The sequence below is a fragment of the Trinickia acidisoli genome (genome assembly GCF_017315725.1).
Lineage (GTDB): Bacteria > Pseudomonadota > Gammaproteobacteria > Burkholderiales > Burkholderiaceae > Trinickia > Trinickia acidisoli.
In genome coordinates this window covers 1,951,155-1,965,241 of the sequence record NZ_JAFLRG010000001.1, presented here as the reverse complement: position 1 = coordinate 1,965,241, position 14,087 = coordinate 1,951,155, and the positions used below count along the sequence as shown (strand labels likewise).

The window sequence follows — 14,087 nt, the reverse complement described above, 5'->3', positions numbered from 1 at the left end:
GGCACACCATGAGCCACGATGTCGAACCGTTCATGTCCTCGCGAAGCGGCGGCGGCGAGCAATCGCTTAGTACTGCTGACTATCGCGCGCTCGACGCCGCGCACCATCTACATCCGTTTTCGGACATGGGCGCGCTCAACCGCGCCGGCAGCCGCGTGATCGTCAAGGCCCAGGGCGTCTACTTGTGGGACTCCGACGGCAATCGCATCATCGACGGCATGGCCGGGCTATGGTGCGTCAACGTCGGATACGGCCGAAAAGAGTTGGTCGATGCGGCTTGTCGTCAGCTGCTCGAGTTGCCCTACTACAACACGTTCTTCAAGACGACGCATCCCCCCGTCATCGAGCTGTCCGCGCTGCTGTCCGAACTGGCGCCGGCGCCGTTCAATCACTTCTTCTATTGCAACAGCGGCTCCGAAGGCAATGACACGGTGCTACGCATCGTTTATCGATACTGGGCGACGCAGGGCAAACCTTCGAAAAAGTACGTGATCTCGCGCAAGAACGGCTATCACGGGTCGACGATCGCGGGCGGCACACTCGGCGGCATGCAATACATGCACGCGCAAATGCCTTCGAAGGTCGAGCATATCGTTCACATCGATCAGCCGTATTTCTTCGGCGAGGCGCGCGATGCGCTCACGCCGGAAGCGTTCGGCCTAGCACGTGCCCGACAACTCGAAGCGAAGATTCTCGAACTCGGGCCCGAGAACGTCGCGGCATTCATCGGTGAACCGTTTCAGGGTGCCGGCGGCGTCATCTTTCCCCCTTCGAACTATTGGCCCGAAATCGAACGCATTTGCCGCCGGTACGACGTGCTGCTCGTCGCCGACGAAGTGATCGGCGGCTTCGGCCGCACCGGCGAATGGTTCGCCCACCAGCATTTCGGCTTCGCGCCCGATCTGCTGACGCTCGCCAAAGGCTTGACGAGCGGCTACGTTCCGATGGGTGCTGTTGCATTGCATGATCGAATTGCGAAATCGATCATCGAGAATGGGGAGTTCAATCACGGCCTGACGTATTCAGGTCATCCGGTCGCTGCCGCCGTGGCCGTGGCGAATCTCAAGCTGCTGCGCGACGAACGGATCGTCGAGCGGGTCAAGCATGATGCCGGGCCCTACTTTCAAGCGAGCCTGCGTCAGGTGTTCGACGCTCACCCGATCGTCGGCGAGGTAGCGGGCGCCGGCCTCGTCGCGGGCGTGCAACTCGCACAGGAGCCGCATGCACGCAAACGCTTCGCCAATGCGAGCGAGGTCGGCGCGATCTGCCGCGACTTCTGCTTCAACGGCAACCTCATCATGCGTGCCTCGGGCGACCGCATGCTGCTCTCCCCGCCGCTCGTCGTCACGCACGCGCAAATCGACGAAATCGTGGAAAAGGCAAAGCGTGCCGTCGATGCGACGGCACGGCAATTGGGGAGGATCGCTTAGGCTCAATGCGCAGGCCGCTCGTCCAGGCGCCTCGCCAGCTCGCGCAAGCCGTCGGAAACCGCCACGGGATACGGCTCGTCGACGTCGAGCGAGCGCTGAGCCGGCGGCAGCGCCCGCAGTTGTCTGCGCGCATGCTCGCGCGCCGCTTGCAGCGTCGCGGGCTCCGCGCAGCGCTTGCCGGCGCGCATGACGGGTTCGAGCAGCGGCTCGCCGTCGCGCCGCTCGTGGGCGAGCGTGATCCAATCGCCGGCCATCACGCCGTTGCGTCCGGCCAACCGATACACCGCTTTGCGTGCGGGCCACGTTGCCTTCCCTTCCGAGCGTTTGCGGCGAGGCTCGCCGGCGTACTCGACGAGCTTGTACGCGCAGTCGAGATACGGCGCGTCGGCTGAAGTAGTCATACGCGTCCCTATGCCGAATCCGTCGATCGGTGCTTGTTCGGCCACCAGTTGCCGGAGCCGGTATTCGTCGAGGTTGCCGCTCGCGAAGATCGTCACGGCCGTGAGCCCGCCTTCGTCGAGAATGTGGCGTACATGTCTGGCATGTTCGCCAAGGTCACCGCTGTCCAGGCGCACGCCGTGAACAGCGATACCGTCGCGGGCCAACCGTGACGCCAGCGCGACGACCTTTCGCGCCGCGGCTTCCGTGTCGTACGTATCGATCAATAGCGTCGCATTCGTCGGCTGCGAGCGCGCGAAACGCTCGAACGCGAGCGCCTCGTCGGCATGTGCCTGCACATACGAATGCGCCATCGTGCCGTAAGCGGGGATGTCGAACGCCAGCCCCGCCGCGAGCGTCGCCGTGCCGCTGAATCCGGCCAAATAGCACGCGCGAGCCGACAACCAGGCCGCCTCCGCCCCATGTGCGCGCCGCAGCCCGAAATCGACGAGCAGTTTGTCGGGCGCAGCAAGCACGCAGCGGGCCGCCTTGCTCGCGACGACGGTTTCGAAATGCGCCACGTTCATCACGCGGCTTTCGACGAACTGCGCCTCGCGCATCGGCGCAGTGATGCGCAGGATGGGTTCGTCGGGGAAAAACACAGTGCCCTCGCGCATTGCGTCGACGTCGCCTGTAAAGCGTAGATGCTCGAGCGATCGAAGAAACGGCGTCGAGAAGCGGCCCGTCTTAGACAGTGAGGACAGTTCGTCGGCCGTGAATCGAACGTGCTCGAGATAGTCGAGCACTTGCTCGAGCCCGGCCGCCATCAGGAAGTTGCGCTGCATCGGCAACGCGCGCACGAACAACTCGAACGACGCCGTGTCGTTCATGCACGCGTCGAAATACGCCTGAAGCATCGTCAATTCGTAAAGATCAGTCAGAAGCGTGCTGTGCAGCGATAGCTTCATGATGTCGTCTCCGCCGTGAAGGCCGGTGTCGCAGCGCGAACACCGCCGCCGTATCGGCGTTATGCAGCGGCATCATGCCTCACATAGCGCATGGCGCTCCGCTCGGTCGCGAACGCTTTTTCGTAAATGCTTTGACTGCGCCTATAACGCATGGTGGATGGATAGGCATTCAAGCGAGCAAAACAGATGGACACAGATGAACTGTGCGCTCGCCCGCGCGAAAACGCTACGCTAACCGATGGCGGAGACGGCGGCGGCAGGCTTCAACCGGGTTTGCCGTCGATGCGCGCCGAACTCAGATAGGGCGCGTAGCGAATCAGATAGACGACGAACGCCGCACACCAAAGACTGCCCGCCACATCGATCCATATGTCGGCCGCACCGGCGAATGCGATGGGCCCGAACACGCGCGCGAGCGCCGCTGCGATCATGAGCCAGTAACTCGTCATCTCGAACGGGCCCGCCACGAGCATTCGCCCAGTGTGCCCGAGCGCCGTGCGCGTGACCATTGCGATGATCGCACCGCCGATCGCGCCGACCGTCAGCGCATGAATCGCGATGGAATGCGAGACGAGGCCGAGCGCCGAACACGCAAGCAGCGCAAAGCCCACGGGGATCCACAGACATGCTGCGTGCAGAATCCAGAGAATCGGTCGCGGCCCGACTCGCCACGAACGCCATCCGGCCATACGGACGGCATGGATGACGGCGGTCGCCGCCGCGCACGCTGCCACGAGCGCCGCGGGCGCGCCGGCGGCATCGGCGATCAGCGCAATGAGCGGCGCGGGCGTTGCCCAGGTATCGACAAACTTCCAGCGTTTGACCGTGAAGCCCTTGATCGCGTTCGTCGTAAACATCGGCACGACGCGGCCGGTGATCACGGAGACGAACATGATGACAAGGCCTGTCGTCGCATACGCCACGCGCAATGCGAGATCGCCGCGCCCGTCCCAAGCGTACCAATGGAAGAGCGCGTCGAGGAGTCCGTACAGCCCCAGCGCCACGGGCAAGAAAATGTTATGACGATTCTTCGCGGCGATCAGCACGCGCAGCAACACGACGGCGGCGATCAGCAGAAATGCGACGTCGACGACCGCCGCAACGGGCTCCGGCCCCGTCCAAACCAGCACGCGCCCGGCGATCCACAGCAGCCACAGCGCGCCAAGCGATGCGCCGGTCGGCGTCGGACGCGATGTCCACGCGCGTACGGCGGTCAGCAGGAAGCCGACGACGATCGCGGCGACGAACCCGAACAGCATCTCGTGCACGTGCCAGAGAACGCCCGTCAGCCGCGCGTCGTGCCCCGCCGCGCCGGCGCCGTGCAGTGCGGCGAGCCAGAGTGCGATGGCAATGACACCGAAGGCCGCGCCGCCGAGGTAGAACGGACGGAATCCGAGCCGCAGCAGCGGCAGCCCCGATGCTTGCTTCGATGTGCCGCGCCCGAGCGGCTCGCTGATCTTCATCATGCTGTTTCTCCTCGGCGGCGCGTGCCGTCTGAGGCTTCCGTGTTAGGCGCCGCTTTTACCATTGCCGACGTCGACGCAACCCGCGCTTGCCCGAAATAGCTCACGTGGTGATACAAACGTCGCCAGCATAGCGCGCCCGGCGCACGTTTCGCGTTGCTGCGACAATTTGCGTATCGGCATGCAGCATTCGCGAGCATCCCCGCCCACTGAGCCTGTACGACGAAAGTGAGGTAGTATCCGCACCGAAGCGAGCCCGGACTCGCCGGCCCGGCGGTTGGAGCGGCAATGAGCGCCCACAGGCCGCGATCTGCTCGCCGATGAAACGCTTGCGCCTTCACACTGACTGCCTCACCGTTCGTTCGCCGTGCCACAGCCCACTCCCGCCCCACAGAACTTCGACGAATACTGCGCACGAAAAGCGGCGCCCGAGGGTTCGAGCGCCTACTATGCGTTGCGCCAAGCCCCTGCTGCACGCCGACCGCTTCTAACCGCGCTGTTCGCGTTGCGCCGCGAACTCGAAGAAACCGTCAAAGACACCAGCGACCCGACCGTCGGGCGCACAAAGCTCGCCTGGTGGCAAAAGGAAACAGCCGCGTTGACCGCCGGGCAGCCGTCGCACCCGGTCTCGCAGGCACTCGCCGCGCATTGCGACGACATCGAGGGCGAAGCGCCGATGCTGCATCGGCTCGTAGCCGGCTTCGAGATGGATCTCGACCAGGCGCGCTACCTCGACTTCGCCAACCTCGCGCGCTACATCGAACGCGTCGGCGGCGCATTCGCGTGCGCCGTCGCGCGCGTGACGGCGCACGAACCCCAGCGCACCGGCGAGTGGGCGCCTGCGCTCGGCAATGCGTTGATGCTTGCGCAATTCGTCCAAGAACTCGGCAACGACGCACGGCACGGGCGCATCTATCTACCGATCGACGAGTTGCAGCGCTACGGCGTGACGGCGGCGGAACTGATCAACCGCAAGTACAGCCCGGCCTTCTCCGAACTCATGCGCTTTCAGACGAATCGCGCGCGCGAAGCGCTGCGTGCGGCGCTCGCGGGGATTCCGGCGACCGAACGCGCTACGCAGCGCACGCTGCGTGCACAATCGGCGATGTCGCTCGCGTTGCTCGACGAGATCGAGCGCGACAACTTCCAAGTGCTGCATCAACGGATCGCGCTGACGCCGATCCGCAAGCTTTGGATTGCTTGGCGCGCGGCGCGCAAGCGCTGATCGCCACGAGCCGCGGCGCGCTAGGTTCGCACTCAAGCGCGCACGATCGGCAGCGGTGCGAATCGTCCGCGTAGAACGCCGGCCGCATCGAGCCCCCACCACGGGCCGAGCACGGTCGCATAGAGCTCGCGGAAATCGACGCCGACGGGCAAGTTACCATTGCCGTCGAGCCGCGCCAGTGTCGGCGCCACGCCATAAAGCCCGCCGCGCACGCGCCCGCCCGCGACAAAATGCGGCGCGACGGTACCGTGATCGGTGCCGTTACTCTCGTTCTCGCGCGGCCGTCGACCGAACTCGGCGTAGGTCATGATGAGCGTGTTGTCCCAACGGCCCAACTCGATCAACGCCGATCGCATCGCCGTCAAACCCTGTGCGAGTTGTCCGAGCAGCGCCGCATGTTGGCCGGGCTGATTTTGATGCGTGTCGAAACCGTTCAGTGTCAGACAAATCACGGCCACGCCCTGCCCTGCGATCGGCTGGCCGCGCGGGGTGTCCGCACCCGCGAGCGCTTGCATCGCCGTCTTGACCTGAGCGCCGAACGCGCCGCCCGGAAAAGCCGTCTGCAGCGCGAACTCGCCCGCGTGGGGCTGCAATCGAAACGCGGCGTGCACGATCTCGTTCTCGACATCGAGGATGTGCGCAAGCTCCGCGTTGCGCTCGCGCAGTGCAACCGGCTTGACGAGCCTCGACGCCTGCGCGAACTGTGCGGGGTTGACGAGTGCGACCGCGCGCGCGCCTCCGGTGAACGGCCCCATCTCCGCGCTGCCGATCACCAGTGCATCGGCAGCGAACCCGCTCGGCACGGGGGCCTGCGCGAACGCGCGCGTGAGCCATCCGTCGCTCAAGTATTCGTCGGCGCGCGAGGCGGTGTTCCAAATCTCGATCGAGCGAAAATGCGAAAGATTGGGTTGCGGGTAGCTGACGCCCTGCACGATCGCCAAATGCCCCTCGCGCCATAAGGGCTGCAGCGGCTGCAGCGCGGGGTGCAGGCCGGTGCGCTCGTCGAGCGCTAGCACGCGTTCGCGATCGATGCCGATATGCTTGCGTAACACACGGTAATTTGGATCGGCGTACGGAACGACGGTATTCAGGCCGTCATTGCCGCCTTTGAGTTCGACGAGGATCAGCAGATTTCTGTAAGGTACCGCACGCGTGGCCGCAGGCGCGAACAGCGACGCTGCCTGCGCGAACGCGCCTCGCGCAGGCAGCGAGAGCGCGGCACCGGCGGCGGTCATCGATGAAAGGAAGCGTCGTCGCCGCATGGGTTCAATCCAGTTGGTAAGCAGGATCCATCAGCAACGCACGCAAGTACGCCGAACTCGACACGCCCGCATCGATCGGATCGACCGGCGACATCGGCAACACGGCATGCTGCAATTGCAGCTCGACCGATAGGCTCGGGTGCTCGGCCGGCGCCGTACGGTAGCGCGCGAGCCAATCGTCGAGATCGAAACGCATGCCGTGCGCCCGCATGGCCGGCGCGGGTGCCATCGTCGTCCCCTCGTGGGTCGAAAGGGCTATGCGTTGACCGGACATCTCATGCGCGCCTACCGTCGTCATCGAATGCGACCCCGCGGCAGAGCCGGCCATCTTCGAGGACGCCGCGCTCGCATGGGCCCGGCTCGATTCGGTCGCGCGAAACAGTTGCTCGACGAATTGCTCGCGTGCGAGCAGCGTCGTGCTGTTGATCCACGTCGTACCGCCGGGCCATCCCTTCACGTTGGGCGGCGCGAACAAATTTTGACCGAGATTGCGAAGCGTACCCGCGAGCGGTGTCATATCGTTATCGTCCACGTCGAACGCGCGCAGCGTGCCGACGACGAATTGCGCCGGCGATTTCACCAGCGCGCCGCGATTGCGTTCGTTCCAAAACGCGTCGGTCAGAAAAAGCCCGCGCAACGCGACCGCGATGTCGTAGCCGCTCGCACGAAAGCGCGCGGCGATCGCCTCGATCTGCGCCGGGTCGGGCGTCTCGGAGACGAACTCGCGCCACAGCTCGGTGACGATGAACGTCGCCGTTTGCGGCTCGGCCAGCAGCAGATCGAGCACCGCATCGCCGTCGAACGTGCCGGCGTGCCCGAGCACCGTCTTTTCTCCCCCATCGTGCCAATCGGCTCGCCAAACGTACGCGCGCGTGTCGGGGTCGAGGCTCCAGCCTGTATAAGCGCGCGCCGCTTCGCTGACGTCGCGCTGGGTGTAATGTCCTTCGCCGAGCGTGAACAGCTCCATGACTTCGCGCGCGAAGTTCTCGTTCGGACGGCCCTTGCGATTGCCGGCGCCGTCGAGATAAAGCAGCATCGCCGGGTCCTTCGCCACGGCGTGCAGCATCTGCGCAAAGCTGCCGAGCGCATAGCGGCGCAGCAAAGCGTTTTGCCGCGCCATCAACTGCGGATACGGGACTTTGTCCTGACCCGACGTGAAGTGTCCGTGCCAAAACAACGTCATGCGCTCGGTCAGCGGCGAGGGCGTCGTGGCCATCTCGTGGATCCACCATCCGCGCAACCCTTCGTAGCGGCGGTTGCGCTCGGCCGCTTCGGCGCGGCGCACGTCCGGGTCGAGGGCGCGTTCCTGCGCGCGCGTCGGAATCGGCTCGTCGACCCAAACCGGCATCGGCGTCGCAGGCGCCGTGCGCGCCGTGGCGAGCAGTTTGTCGACGGCTTGGACGCGCGACAGGCCAACGTAAGGAGCGAGCGCCTGCTGGTCGGGCACGAACCCCGTGCGCGTGAGGAAATAGCGTGCGTCGTCTTCGTCGAGCGGCGCCTGCTCGGCATCGTCGTCTGCCGAGTGAAGCGTGGCATGCGCAGGTAGGGGGTGCCGGGAATGCGGGCGGTGGGAAGCGGCGTATGCGCCCGGAACGAGCGCGGCGAATAAGGCGGCAACGACCATTGGAGAACGGAGCAGACGTTTTCGCATCGCATTCGCCCAGACGTTGAACGATGATTACCGTTTATAAAGCTCGCGGACAGCGTCTTCGATATGCTGACGCAGCAAGCGCCGCTCCTCGGGCGTCATATGACCGTCGCGCTGATGATCGCCGAACTCGCCGGGCGCCGAAGCTGTCCGAAAGATGGAGGCTGGCGGCGCACTCGCGGGCGGCGGACGCGGGGCGCCCTCGCGCGCCGGCGGCAAGTAGCGGCGCTGGAATGGACGGAACGGATGCGGATGCTCGGCCCCGCGCTCGCGCAGCGGCGCTTGCGCCTGCGCATCGGCGGCAACGATCAGACTCGCGACAGCGCCGGCGACGGCGACCGCGACGATGCGCGCCCGCATGCGCGGCAACGCGCGTCCCACCGTCATCTTGTTCCCTTCGTCATGCGGCAACCGGCGACCTCGAATTACGTGTACTGATGCTCGACCCAACATCGAGCGCGAGAGAGTGGTGTTATTGGGATGAAGTATCCACCGAACAGCCGCTATCAGTGAAGGAGTTTATGTGCGGACGGTTTACGCCGTGCATCAACACGGGTAAATTTTGTAACTGTCTGTAACCCGAGAATTTTCACTTTCTCGCCCGTCTTTGCAATCGCGCTAAGATGCCGCCCATGGAAACGAAAAACCCTTCGAAGATTCTCGTCGTCGACGACGACCCCCGCTTGCGTGATCTGCTGCGCCGTTATCTCGGTGAGCAAGGCTTCAACGTCTATGTCGCGGAGAATGCGCCCGCGATGAACAAGCTCTGGGTGCGTGAGCGGTTCGATCTGCTCGTGCTCGACCTGATGCTGCCCGGTGAGGACGGCCTGTCGATTTGCCGTAGGCTGCGCGGCAGCAACGATCGCACACCGATCATCATGCTGACGGCCAAGGGCGAAGACGTCGATCGTATCGTCGGCCTCGAAATGGGCGCCGACGACTACCTGCCCAAGCCGTTCAATCCGCGCGAGCTCGTCGCGCGCATCCACGCGGTGCTGCGCCGCCAATCGCCGTCGGAGCTGCCCGGCGCGCCGTCGGAGACCACCGAGGTGTTCGAGTTCGGCGATTTCGCGCTCAATCTCGCCACGCGCACGCTCACGAAAGCGGGACAGGAAATCCCGCTCACGACGGGCGAGTTCTCCGTGCTGAAAGTATTCGCGCGCCATCCGCGCCAGCCGCTCTCGCGCGAGAAGCTGATGGAACTCGCGCGCGGGCGCGAATACGAGGTGTTCGACCGCAGTCTCGACGTGCAGATCTCGCGCCTGCGCAAGTTGATCGAGGTCGATCCCAGCAGTCCCCGCTTCATCCAAACCGTCTGGGGCCTCGGCTACGTCTTCATCCCCGACGGCGCCGCGTGACGCGCGCTCCCTCGTCTCCAGCGGTCCGCTAGGCCCTCATGCGCATCAATCGGCGATTTCTCGCCAATGCGTTCGGGGGCCTGTTCTGGCGTACCTTCTTACTGATCGCGCTGCTGATCGCGGTCAGCCTTGCCGCATGGTTTCAAAGCTTTCGCGTGATCGAGCGCGAGCCGCGCGCGCAGCGCGTGGCGCTGCAACTCGTTGCCGTCGTCAAACTGACGCGCACGGCGCTGCTCTACTCCGATCCCGATCTGCGCCGGGCGCTGCTGCAAGATCTCGAAAGCAATGAGGGTGTGCGCGTCTACCCGCGCGAAAGCACCGATAAATACACGCTGCAGCCCGACGAATCGCTGAACCGGCTCATCGAGCACGACATCCGAGGACGGCTTGGCGACGATACGGTGATCGCGCAGTCGGTGAACGACATCCCCGGCGTCTGGATCAGCTTCAAGATCGACGACGACGACTACTGGGTCGCGCTCGACCGCGATCAACTCGATAACGTCACGGGCCTGCAGTGGGCCGGCTGGGGTATCTTCGCGCTCGCGCTTTCGCTGTTCGGAGCGGCCTTCATCACGAGCCTCGTCAACCGGCCGTTCGCGCGCCTCGCCGCCGCCGCGCGCCGGGTCGGCTTGGGCCAAGCGCCGGAGCCACTGCCTGAGCGTGGGCTTGGGGTCGCGGCGGACACCAACCGCAGCTTCAACCAAATGGTGCGCGACCTCGAACAACTCGAGGCCGACCGCGCGCTGATGCTTGCCGGCATCTCGCACGATCTGCGCACCCCGCTCGCCCGGCTACGGCTCGAAACCGAAATGAGCCCGTCCGATCAAGCCACGAAAGACGCCATGATCGACGACATCGAACAGATGGATTCCATCATCGGACGCTTTCTCGACTATGCGCGCCCGCCGCAGCACTTCTCGCGGCCGGTCGATTTGTCGATGGTCGCGGGCGAAATGGCCGCGCGTATGGCGAGCGAGGACGGCGTGCGACTGACCATACGGCTTGCCGAGTCGGCCGTGATCGAAGCCGACGAAACCGACGTTCGTCGCGTGGTCGGTAATTTGCTGGAGAACGCGAAGAAGTACGGTTTGAGCGAAGCGGACGGTATTCCGCACATCATGGTCGAAACCCGCGTTTCTCATTCCCGTGCGGAGCTATCCGTGATCGACGAGGGCCCCGGCATCCCCGAGGACCAGATCGGCCTCGTCACGCGTCCGTTCTATCGCGTCGATACGGCGCGCACTCAGGCGAACGGTACGGGCCTTGGCATGGCGATCGTGCAGCGTCTCGTTAGTCGCCATCGCGGCACGCTGAAGCTGCGCAACCGCACGCCCAGCCCCGGCCTCGAAGTCACGATCGAGTTCCCGCTGGGCAAGAGCGCTTAAGGCTCGCCAAGACCGTCTCGGCCTGTCCCCAGCATCCTGCGTGGGCATGGGACGTGAGGCCGCGCACAAGCCGAAAGAAAAACCTATCGATCTCGTTGAAAAATACTATCCCCTTAATTAGATAATTTCTATTGATGAAAAAAGTTAATAGCGTTATAGTTGCTCCCATGTAACGCATTCGTTACAGCGAGCAGGTAGTTTTGGACAACGTCTTTCTCTTCTCAACCAGACTAGGAGTCACCGCATGAAAACCGTCGGCGATAAACTCGAAGCATTCACCGTCAGCGCCGCGAAGCCGGGCTTCAACCACCATGAAGAAAACGGCCAGTCGGCGTTCGAAGAGATCACCGAACAATCGTTCCCGGGCAAGTGGAAGATCATCTATTTCTACCCGAAGGACTTCACGTTCGTCTGCCCGACCGAGATCGTCGAATTCGGTAAGCTGCAGAAGGACTTCGCCGAGCGTGACGCGGTGCTGCTCGGCGGCAGCGTCGACAACGAATTCGTCAAGCTCGCATGGCGCCGCGAGCACAAGGATCTGGACCGCCTGAACCACTACGCGTTCGGCGACGTCAAGGGCGAGTTGATCGACCAGCTCGGCGTGCGCGACAAGGAAGCCGGCGTGGCCCTGCGCGCGACGTTCATCGTCGACCCGGACAACACGATCCAGCACGTTTCGGTGAACAACCTGAACGTCGGCCGCAACACGCAAGAAATCCTGCGTATCCTCGACGGCCTGCAAACGGATGAACTCTGCCCGTGCAACCGCGCGGTCGGCGGCTCGACGCTGTAATCGCAGCGCTGGCCCGAAGCCCGCTATGGTTCAAGCGAGCCAGCGGGCTTTTTTAACGACACCGCCATAGGAGAAAACAATGGATTTCTTGAATTCGATTAAAGAACTCATCCCCGACTACGCGAAGGACATTCGCCTGAACCTCGACGGCACGATCGTGCGGTCTTCGCTGGAAGGGAACGACGCTGTCGGCGTGGCGCTGGCCGCCGCGTTCGCGGCGAAGAGCCGCACGATCGTCGAGGCGATCCGCTCGGCTGGCGTGCTCTCGCCCGAAGAATTGAACGGCGCCCAAACGGCAGCCGCGCTGATGGGGATGAACAACGTCTGGTATCCGTTCGTCGAGATGGCCGACGACGCCGATCTGAAAACGCAGCGAGCCGAGCTGCGCATGGGCGCATATGCTTCGCATGGCGGCGTCGACAAGCGGCGTTTCGAAATGTATGCGCTGGCCGCGTCGATCGTCGGCAAGTGCCACTTCTGTGTCAAGTCGCACTTCGCGCTGCTCAAGAATGAGCAAGGGATGTCGGTGCAGCAGTTGCGCGACGTCGGCCGCATTGCAGCCGTGGTCAACGCCGCAGCGCAAGTCATCGCCGCCGAGGGCAAGTAGCACGCCGATGCACCGATAGGCCGACACGCAGTGTCGCCGGCCGGTCGACGCGCGTCTTGCAATGTCTGAGAGACGAGCCGCGCCGGGTGTGCGGTTCGCCTTCGTCACGCTCGGCCGCTGTCAGGCGCTCTCGCCCGCTGCGCTCAGGAGCACGGCGGCCTGCGCCTCGATCCCCTCGCCGCGGCCCAGGTACCCGAGCTTCTCGTTCGTCTTCGCTTTAACGTTCACGCTCGCTGGCGGCAGCGCCAGATCCGCCGCAATGTTGGCACGCATCGCTTCGATGTGCGGCGCCAGCTTAGGCGCTTGGGCGATGACGGTGCTGTCGACGTTGACGATCGCGAAACCCGCTTGCCTGATACGCGCCGCGCACTCGCGCAGCAACACGCGGCTGTCGGCGCCCGCGAAACGCTTGTCCGTATCGGGAAAATGGCGGCCGATGTCGCCAAGACCCGCGGCGCCGAACAGCGCGTCGGTAATCGCGTGCAACAGCACGTCCGCGTCGGAGTGGCCAAGCAGCCCGCGCTCGTACGGTACCGTCACGCCGCCGATGATGAGCGGCCGCCCTGCCACGAGTGCATGCACGTCATAGCCTTGTCCGATTCTGAAATTCATTTGCGTGTCTCATTGCAGTCGCAACCGAAGTTGCGGTTCGATGGGATGGCGCGCATGCGCCGGCTGTGTCAAGCGCTCGGCCGTTGCGCCAGGATGGCCTCGACCAGCTCGAAGTCTTCGGGGTACGTGACCTTGAAGTTGCGCAGGCTGCCTTGCACGAGCCGGGGAGCGTGGCCGAGCCATTCGATGGCGCTCGCCTCGTCGGTCAAATCGTGGCCGTCGCGCTCGGCCCGCGCGATCGCCTCGCGCAACATGCCGATGCGGAACATCTGCGGCGTTTGCGCCTGCCACAGCCCGTTGCGCGACTCCGTTCGCGCGATCCGATCGCCGCGCTCGAGGTCGACGCGCTTGAGCGTATCGGCCACGGGCAACGCCATGATACCGCCCACTTCGTCGGCCGCGAGCGTCGCGATGAGCGAGCGGATCAGCGCCGGCGTAATGCCCGGCCGAGCGGCGTCGTGCACGAGCGCCCAGTCGTCGTCGGTTGCGCCGAATTCGGTGAGCGCATCGAGCCCGTTGCGGACCGATGCTTGTCTCGACGCACCGCCGCAGCGGCGCACGGCAAAGCGCAGCGGCGCGAAGCGGCGCTCGTCGAAATGCGCGTCGTCGGGCGAGATGACGACGAGCGTCTGCATGAGTTCCTCGCAAGCGTCGAACGCGGCCAGCGTGAAATGCAGCAGTTCGCGCCCGGCTACGGTGCGATATTGCTTCGGCATCGGCGCGCCGGAACGGCTGCCCGTACCGGCGCAGGGAATCAGTGCAAAAAAGCGGGAAGTCACGAGGTCGAATCGGGCCGTGCAGGCCGCCAGTCAAAAATGGACGAGGGATTTTATAATAGGCGCTTTGCTCCGGGCACCCCATCCTTCGCCGATGTGGCGTCCGACGCTCGAAAGCCGGCTCCCGGCCGCATGCCGCACCGCCCACGCATGGCTTTCGTCACGCTCTCACGCAAGGC

The 14,087-nt window shown here is 64.5% G+C and carries 13 protein-coding genes; 6 read left to right on the top strand and 7 right to left on the bottom strand.

The features are described from left to right. Nucleotides 1-8: 8 nt before the first annotated feature. A complete protein-coding gene (locus J3485_RS09015; protein ID WP_206952143.1) occupies nucleotides 9-1,430 on the top strand; it encodes an aspartate aminotransferase family protein in 1,422 nt (473 codons plus the stop codon). 2 nt (nucleotides 1,431-1,432) lie between these two features. Here the strand turns inward: J3485_RS09015 and J3485_RS09010 are convergent, their stop codons facing one another. Further along, nucleotides 1,433-2,776 (bottom strand): nicotinate phosphoribosyltransferase, encoded by a 1,344-nt coding sequence (locus tag J3485_RS09010; protein WP_206952142.1) that lies wholly within the window; start codon nucleotides 2,774-2,776, stop codon nucleotides 1,433-1,435. Nucleotides 2,777-3,039: 263 nt separating this feature from the next. Then, nucleotides 3,040-4,239 (bottom strand): NnrS family protein, encoded by a 1,200-nt coding sequence (locus J3485_RS09005; protein ID WP_206955728.1) that lies wholly within the window; start codon nucleotides 4,237-4,239, stop codon nucleotides 3,040-3,042. A 367-nt stretch (nucleotides 4,240-4,606) separates the two neighbouring features. On the opposite strand from J3485_RS09005, the gene hpnD reads away from it, so the two are divergent. After that, nucleotides 4,607-5,464 (top strand): presqualene diphosphate synthase HpnD, encoded by an 858-nt coding sequence (gene hpnD, locus J3485_RS09000; protein WP_309476995.1) that lies wholly within the window; start codon nucleotides 4,607-4,609, stop codon nucleotides 5,462-5,464. A gap of 32 nt (nucleotides 5,465-5,496) precedes the next feature. Here the strand turns inward: hpnD and J3485_RS08995 are convergent, their stop codons facing one another. From J3485_RS08995 to J3485_RS08985, 3 genes are read right to left on the bottom strand one after another with little or no spacing between them, the layout of a single operon-like run. Further along, nucleotides 5,497-6,726 (bottom strand): DUF1501 domain-containing protein, encoded by a 1,230-nt coding sequence (locus J3485_RS08995; RefSeq protein WP_206952141.1) that lies wholly within the window; start codon nucleotides 6,724-6,726, stop codon nucleotides 5,497-5,499. Nucleotides 6,727-6,730: 4 nt separating this feature from the next. Continuing rightward, nucleotides 6,731-8,377, bottom strand: a complete 1,647-nt coding sequence (locus tag J3485_RS08990; RefSeq protein ID WP_242538527.1) for a DUF1800 domain-containing protein — start codon at nucleotides 8,375-8,377, stop codon at nucleotides 6,731-6,733. 27 nt (nucleotides 8,378-8,404) lie between these two features. Continuing rightward, complete coding sequence (locus J3485_RS08985; protein WP_206955725.1) at nucleotides 8,405-8,734, bottom strand: hypothetical protein; 330 nt, start codon at nucleotides 8,732-8,734, stop codon at nucleotides 8,405-8,407. A gap of 263 nt (nucleotides 8,735-8,997) precedes the next feature. Here J3485_RS08985 and ompR point away from each other — a divergent pair, with 263 nt between their 5' ends. From ompR to J3485_RS08965, 4 genes are all read left to right on the top strand, one after another. Then, a complete protein-coding gene (gene ompR, locus J3485_RS08980) occupies nucleotides 8,998-9,732 on the top strand; it encodes an osmolarity response regulator transcription factor OmpR (RefSeq protein WP_374192415.1) in 735 nt (244 codons plus the stop codon). Nucleotides 9,733-9,770: 38 nt separating this feature from the next. Then, a complete protein-coding gene (locus J3485_RS08975) occupies nucleotides 9,771-11,120 on the top strand; it encodes an ATP-binding protein (RefSeq protein ID WP_206952139.1) in 1,350 nt (449 codons plus the stop codon). A 244-nt stretch (nucleotides 11,121-11,364) separates the two neighbouring features. Continuing rightward, nucleotides 11,365-11,913 (top strand): peroxiredoxin, encoded by a 549-nt coding sequence (locus J3485_RS08970; RefSeq protein ID WP_206952138.1) that lies wholly within the window; start codon nucleotides 11,365-11,367, stop codon nucleotides 11,911-11,913. 79 nt (nucleotides 11,914-11,992) lie between these two features. Beyond that, a complete protein-coding gene (locus tag J3485_RS08965) occupies nucleotides 11,993-12,520 on the top strand; it encodes a carboxymuconolactone decarboxylase family protein (protein WP_206952137.1) in 528 nt (175 codons plus the stop codon). Nucleotides 12,521-12,640: 120 nt separating this feature from the next. Here J3485_RS08965 and ispF read toward each other — a convergent pair whose 3' ends face one another. Together ispF and ispD are read right to left on the bottom strand one after the other, a co-directional pair. Beyond that, nucleotides 12,641-13,132: a 2-C-methyl-D-erythritol 2,4-cyclodiphosphate synthase gene (ispF, locus tag J3485_RS08960; protein WP_206952136.1), complete on the bottom strand. Its 492-nt coding sequence runs from the start codon at nucleotides 13,130-13,132 to the stop codon at nucleotides 12,641-12,643. A gap of 68 nt (nucleotides 13,133-13,200) precedes the next feature. Continuing rightward, nucleotides 13,201-13,911, bottom strand: coding sequence for a 2-C-methyl-D-erythritol 4-phosphate cytidylyltransferase (ispD, locus tag J3485_RS08955; RefSeq protein ID WP_206952135.1), 711 nt, complete (start codon nucleotides 13,909-13,911; stop codon nucleotides 13,201-13,203). Between the last annotated feature and the right edge of the window lie 176 nt (nucleotides 13,912-14,087).

Excerpts from the sequence above, each read along its gene's own strand:
- J3485_RS09005 (WP_206955728.1), bottom strand. The coding sequence starts at position 4,239 with ATGAAGATCAGCGAGCCGCTCGGGCGCGGCACATCGAAGCAAGCATCG.
- J3485_RS08990 (WP_242538527.1), bottom strand. The coding sequence starts at position 8,377 with ATGCGAAAACGTCTGCTCCGTTCTCCAATGGTCGTTGCCGCCTTATTC.
- J3485_RS08985 (WP_206955725.1), bottom strand. The coding sequence starts at position 8,734 with ATGCGGGCGCGCATCGTCGCGGTCGCCGTCGCCGGCGCTGTCGCGAGT.
- ompR (WP_374192415.1), top strand. The coding sequence starts at position 8,998 with ATGCCGCCCATGGAAACGAAAAACCCTTCGAAGATTCTCGTCGTCGAC.
- J3485_RS08995 (WP_206952141.1), bottom strand. The coding sequence starts at position 6,726 with ATGCGGCGACGACGCTTCCTTTCATCGATGACCGCCGCCGGTGCCGCG.
- J3485_RS08970 (WP_206952138.1), top strand. The coding sequence starts at position 11,365 with ATGAAAACCGTCGGCGATAAACTCGAAGCATTCACCGTCAGCGCCGCG.
- J3485_RS09010 (WP_206952142.1), bottom strand. The coding sequence starts at position 2,776 with ATGAAGCTATCGCTGCACAGCACGCTTCTGACTGATCTTTACGAATTG.
- J3485_RS08975 (WP_206952139.1), top strand. The coding sequence starts at position 9,771 with ATGCGCATCAATCGGCGATTTCTCGCCAATGCGTTCGGGGGCCTGTTC.
- ispF (WP_206952136.1), bottom strand. The coding sequence starts at position 13,132 with ATGAATTTCAGAATCGGACAAGGCTATGACGTGCATGCACTCGTGGCA.
- J3485_RS08965 (WP_206952137.1), top strand. The coding sequence starts at position 11,993 with ATGGATTTCTTGAATTCGATTAAAGAACTCATCCCCGACTACGCGAAG.
- J3485_RS09015 (WP_206952143.1), top strand. The coding sequence starts at position 9 with ATGAGCCACGATGTCGAACCGTTCATGTCCTCGCGAAGCGGCGGCGGC.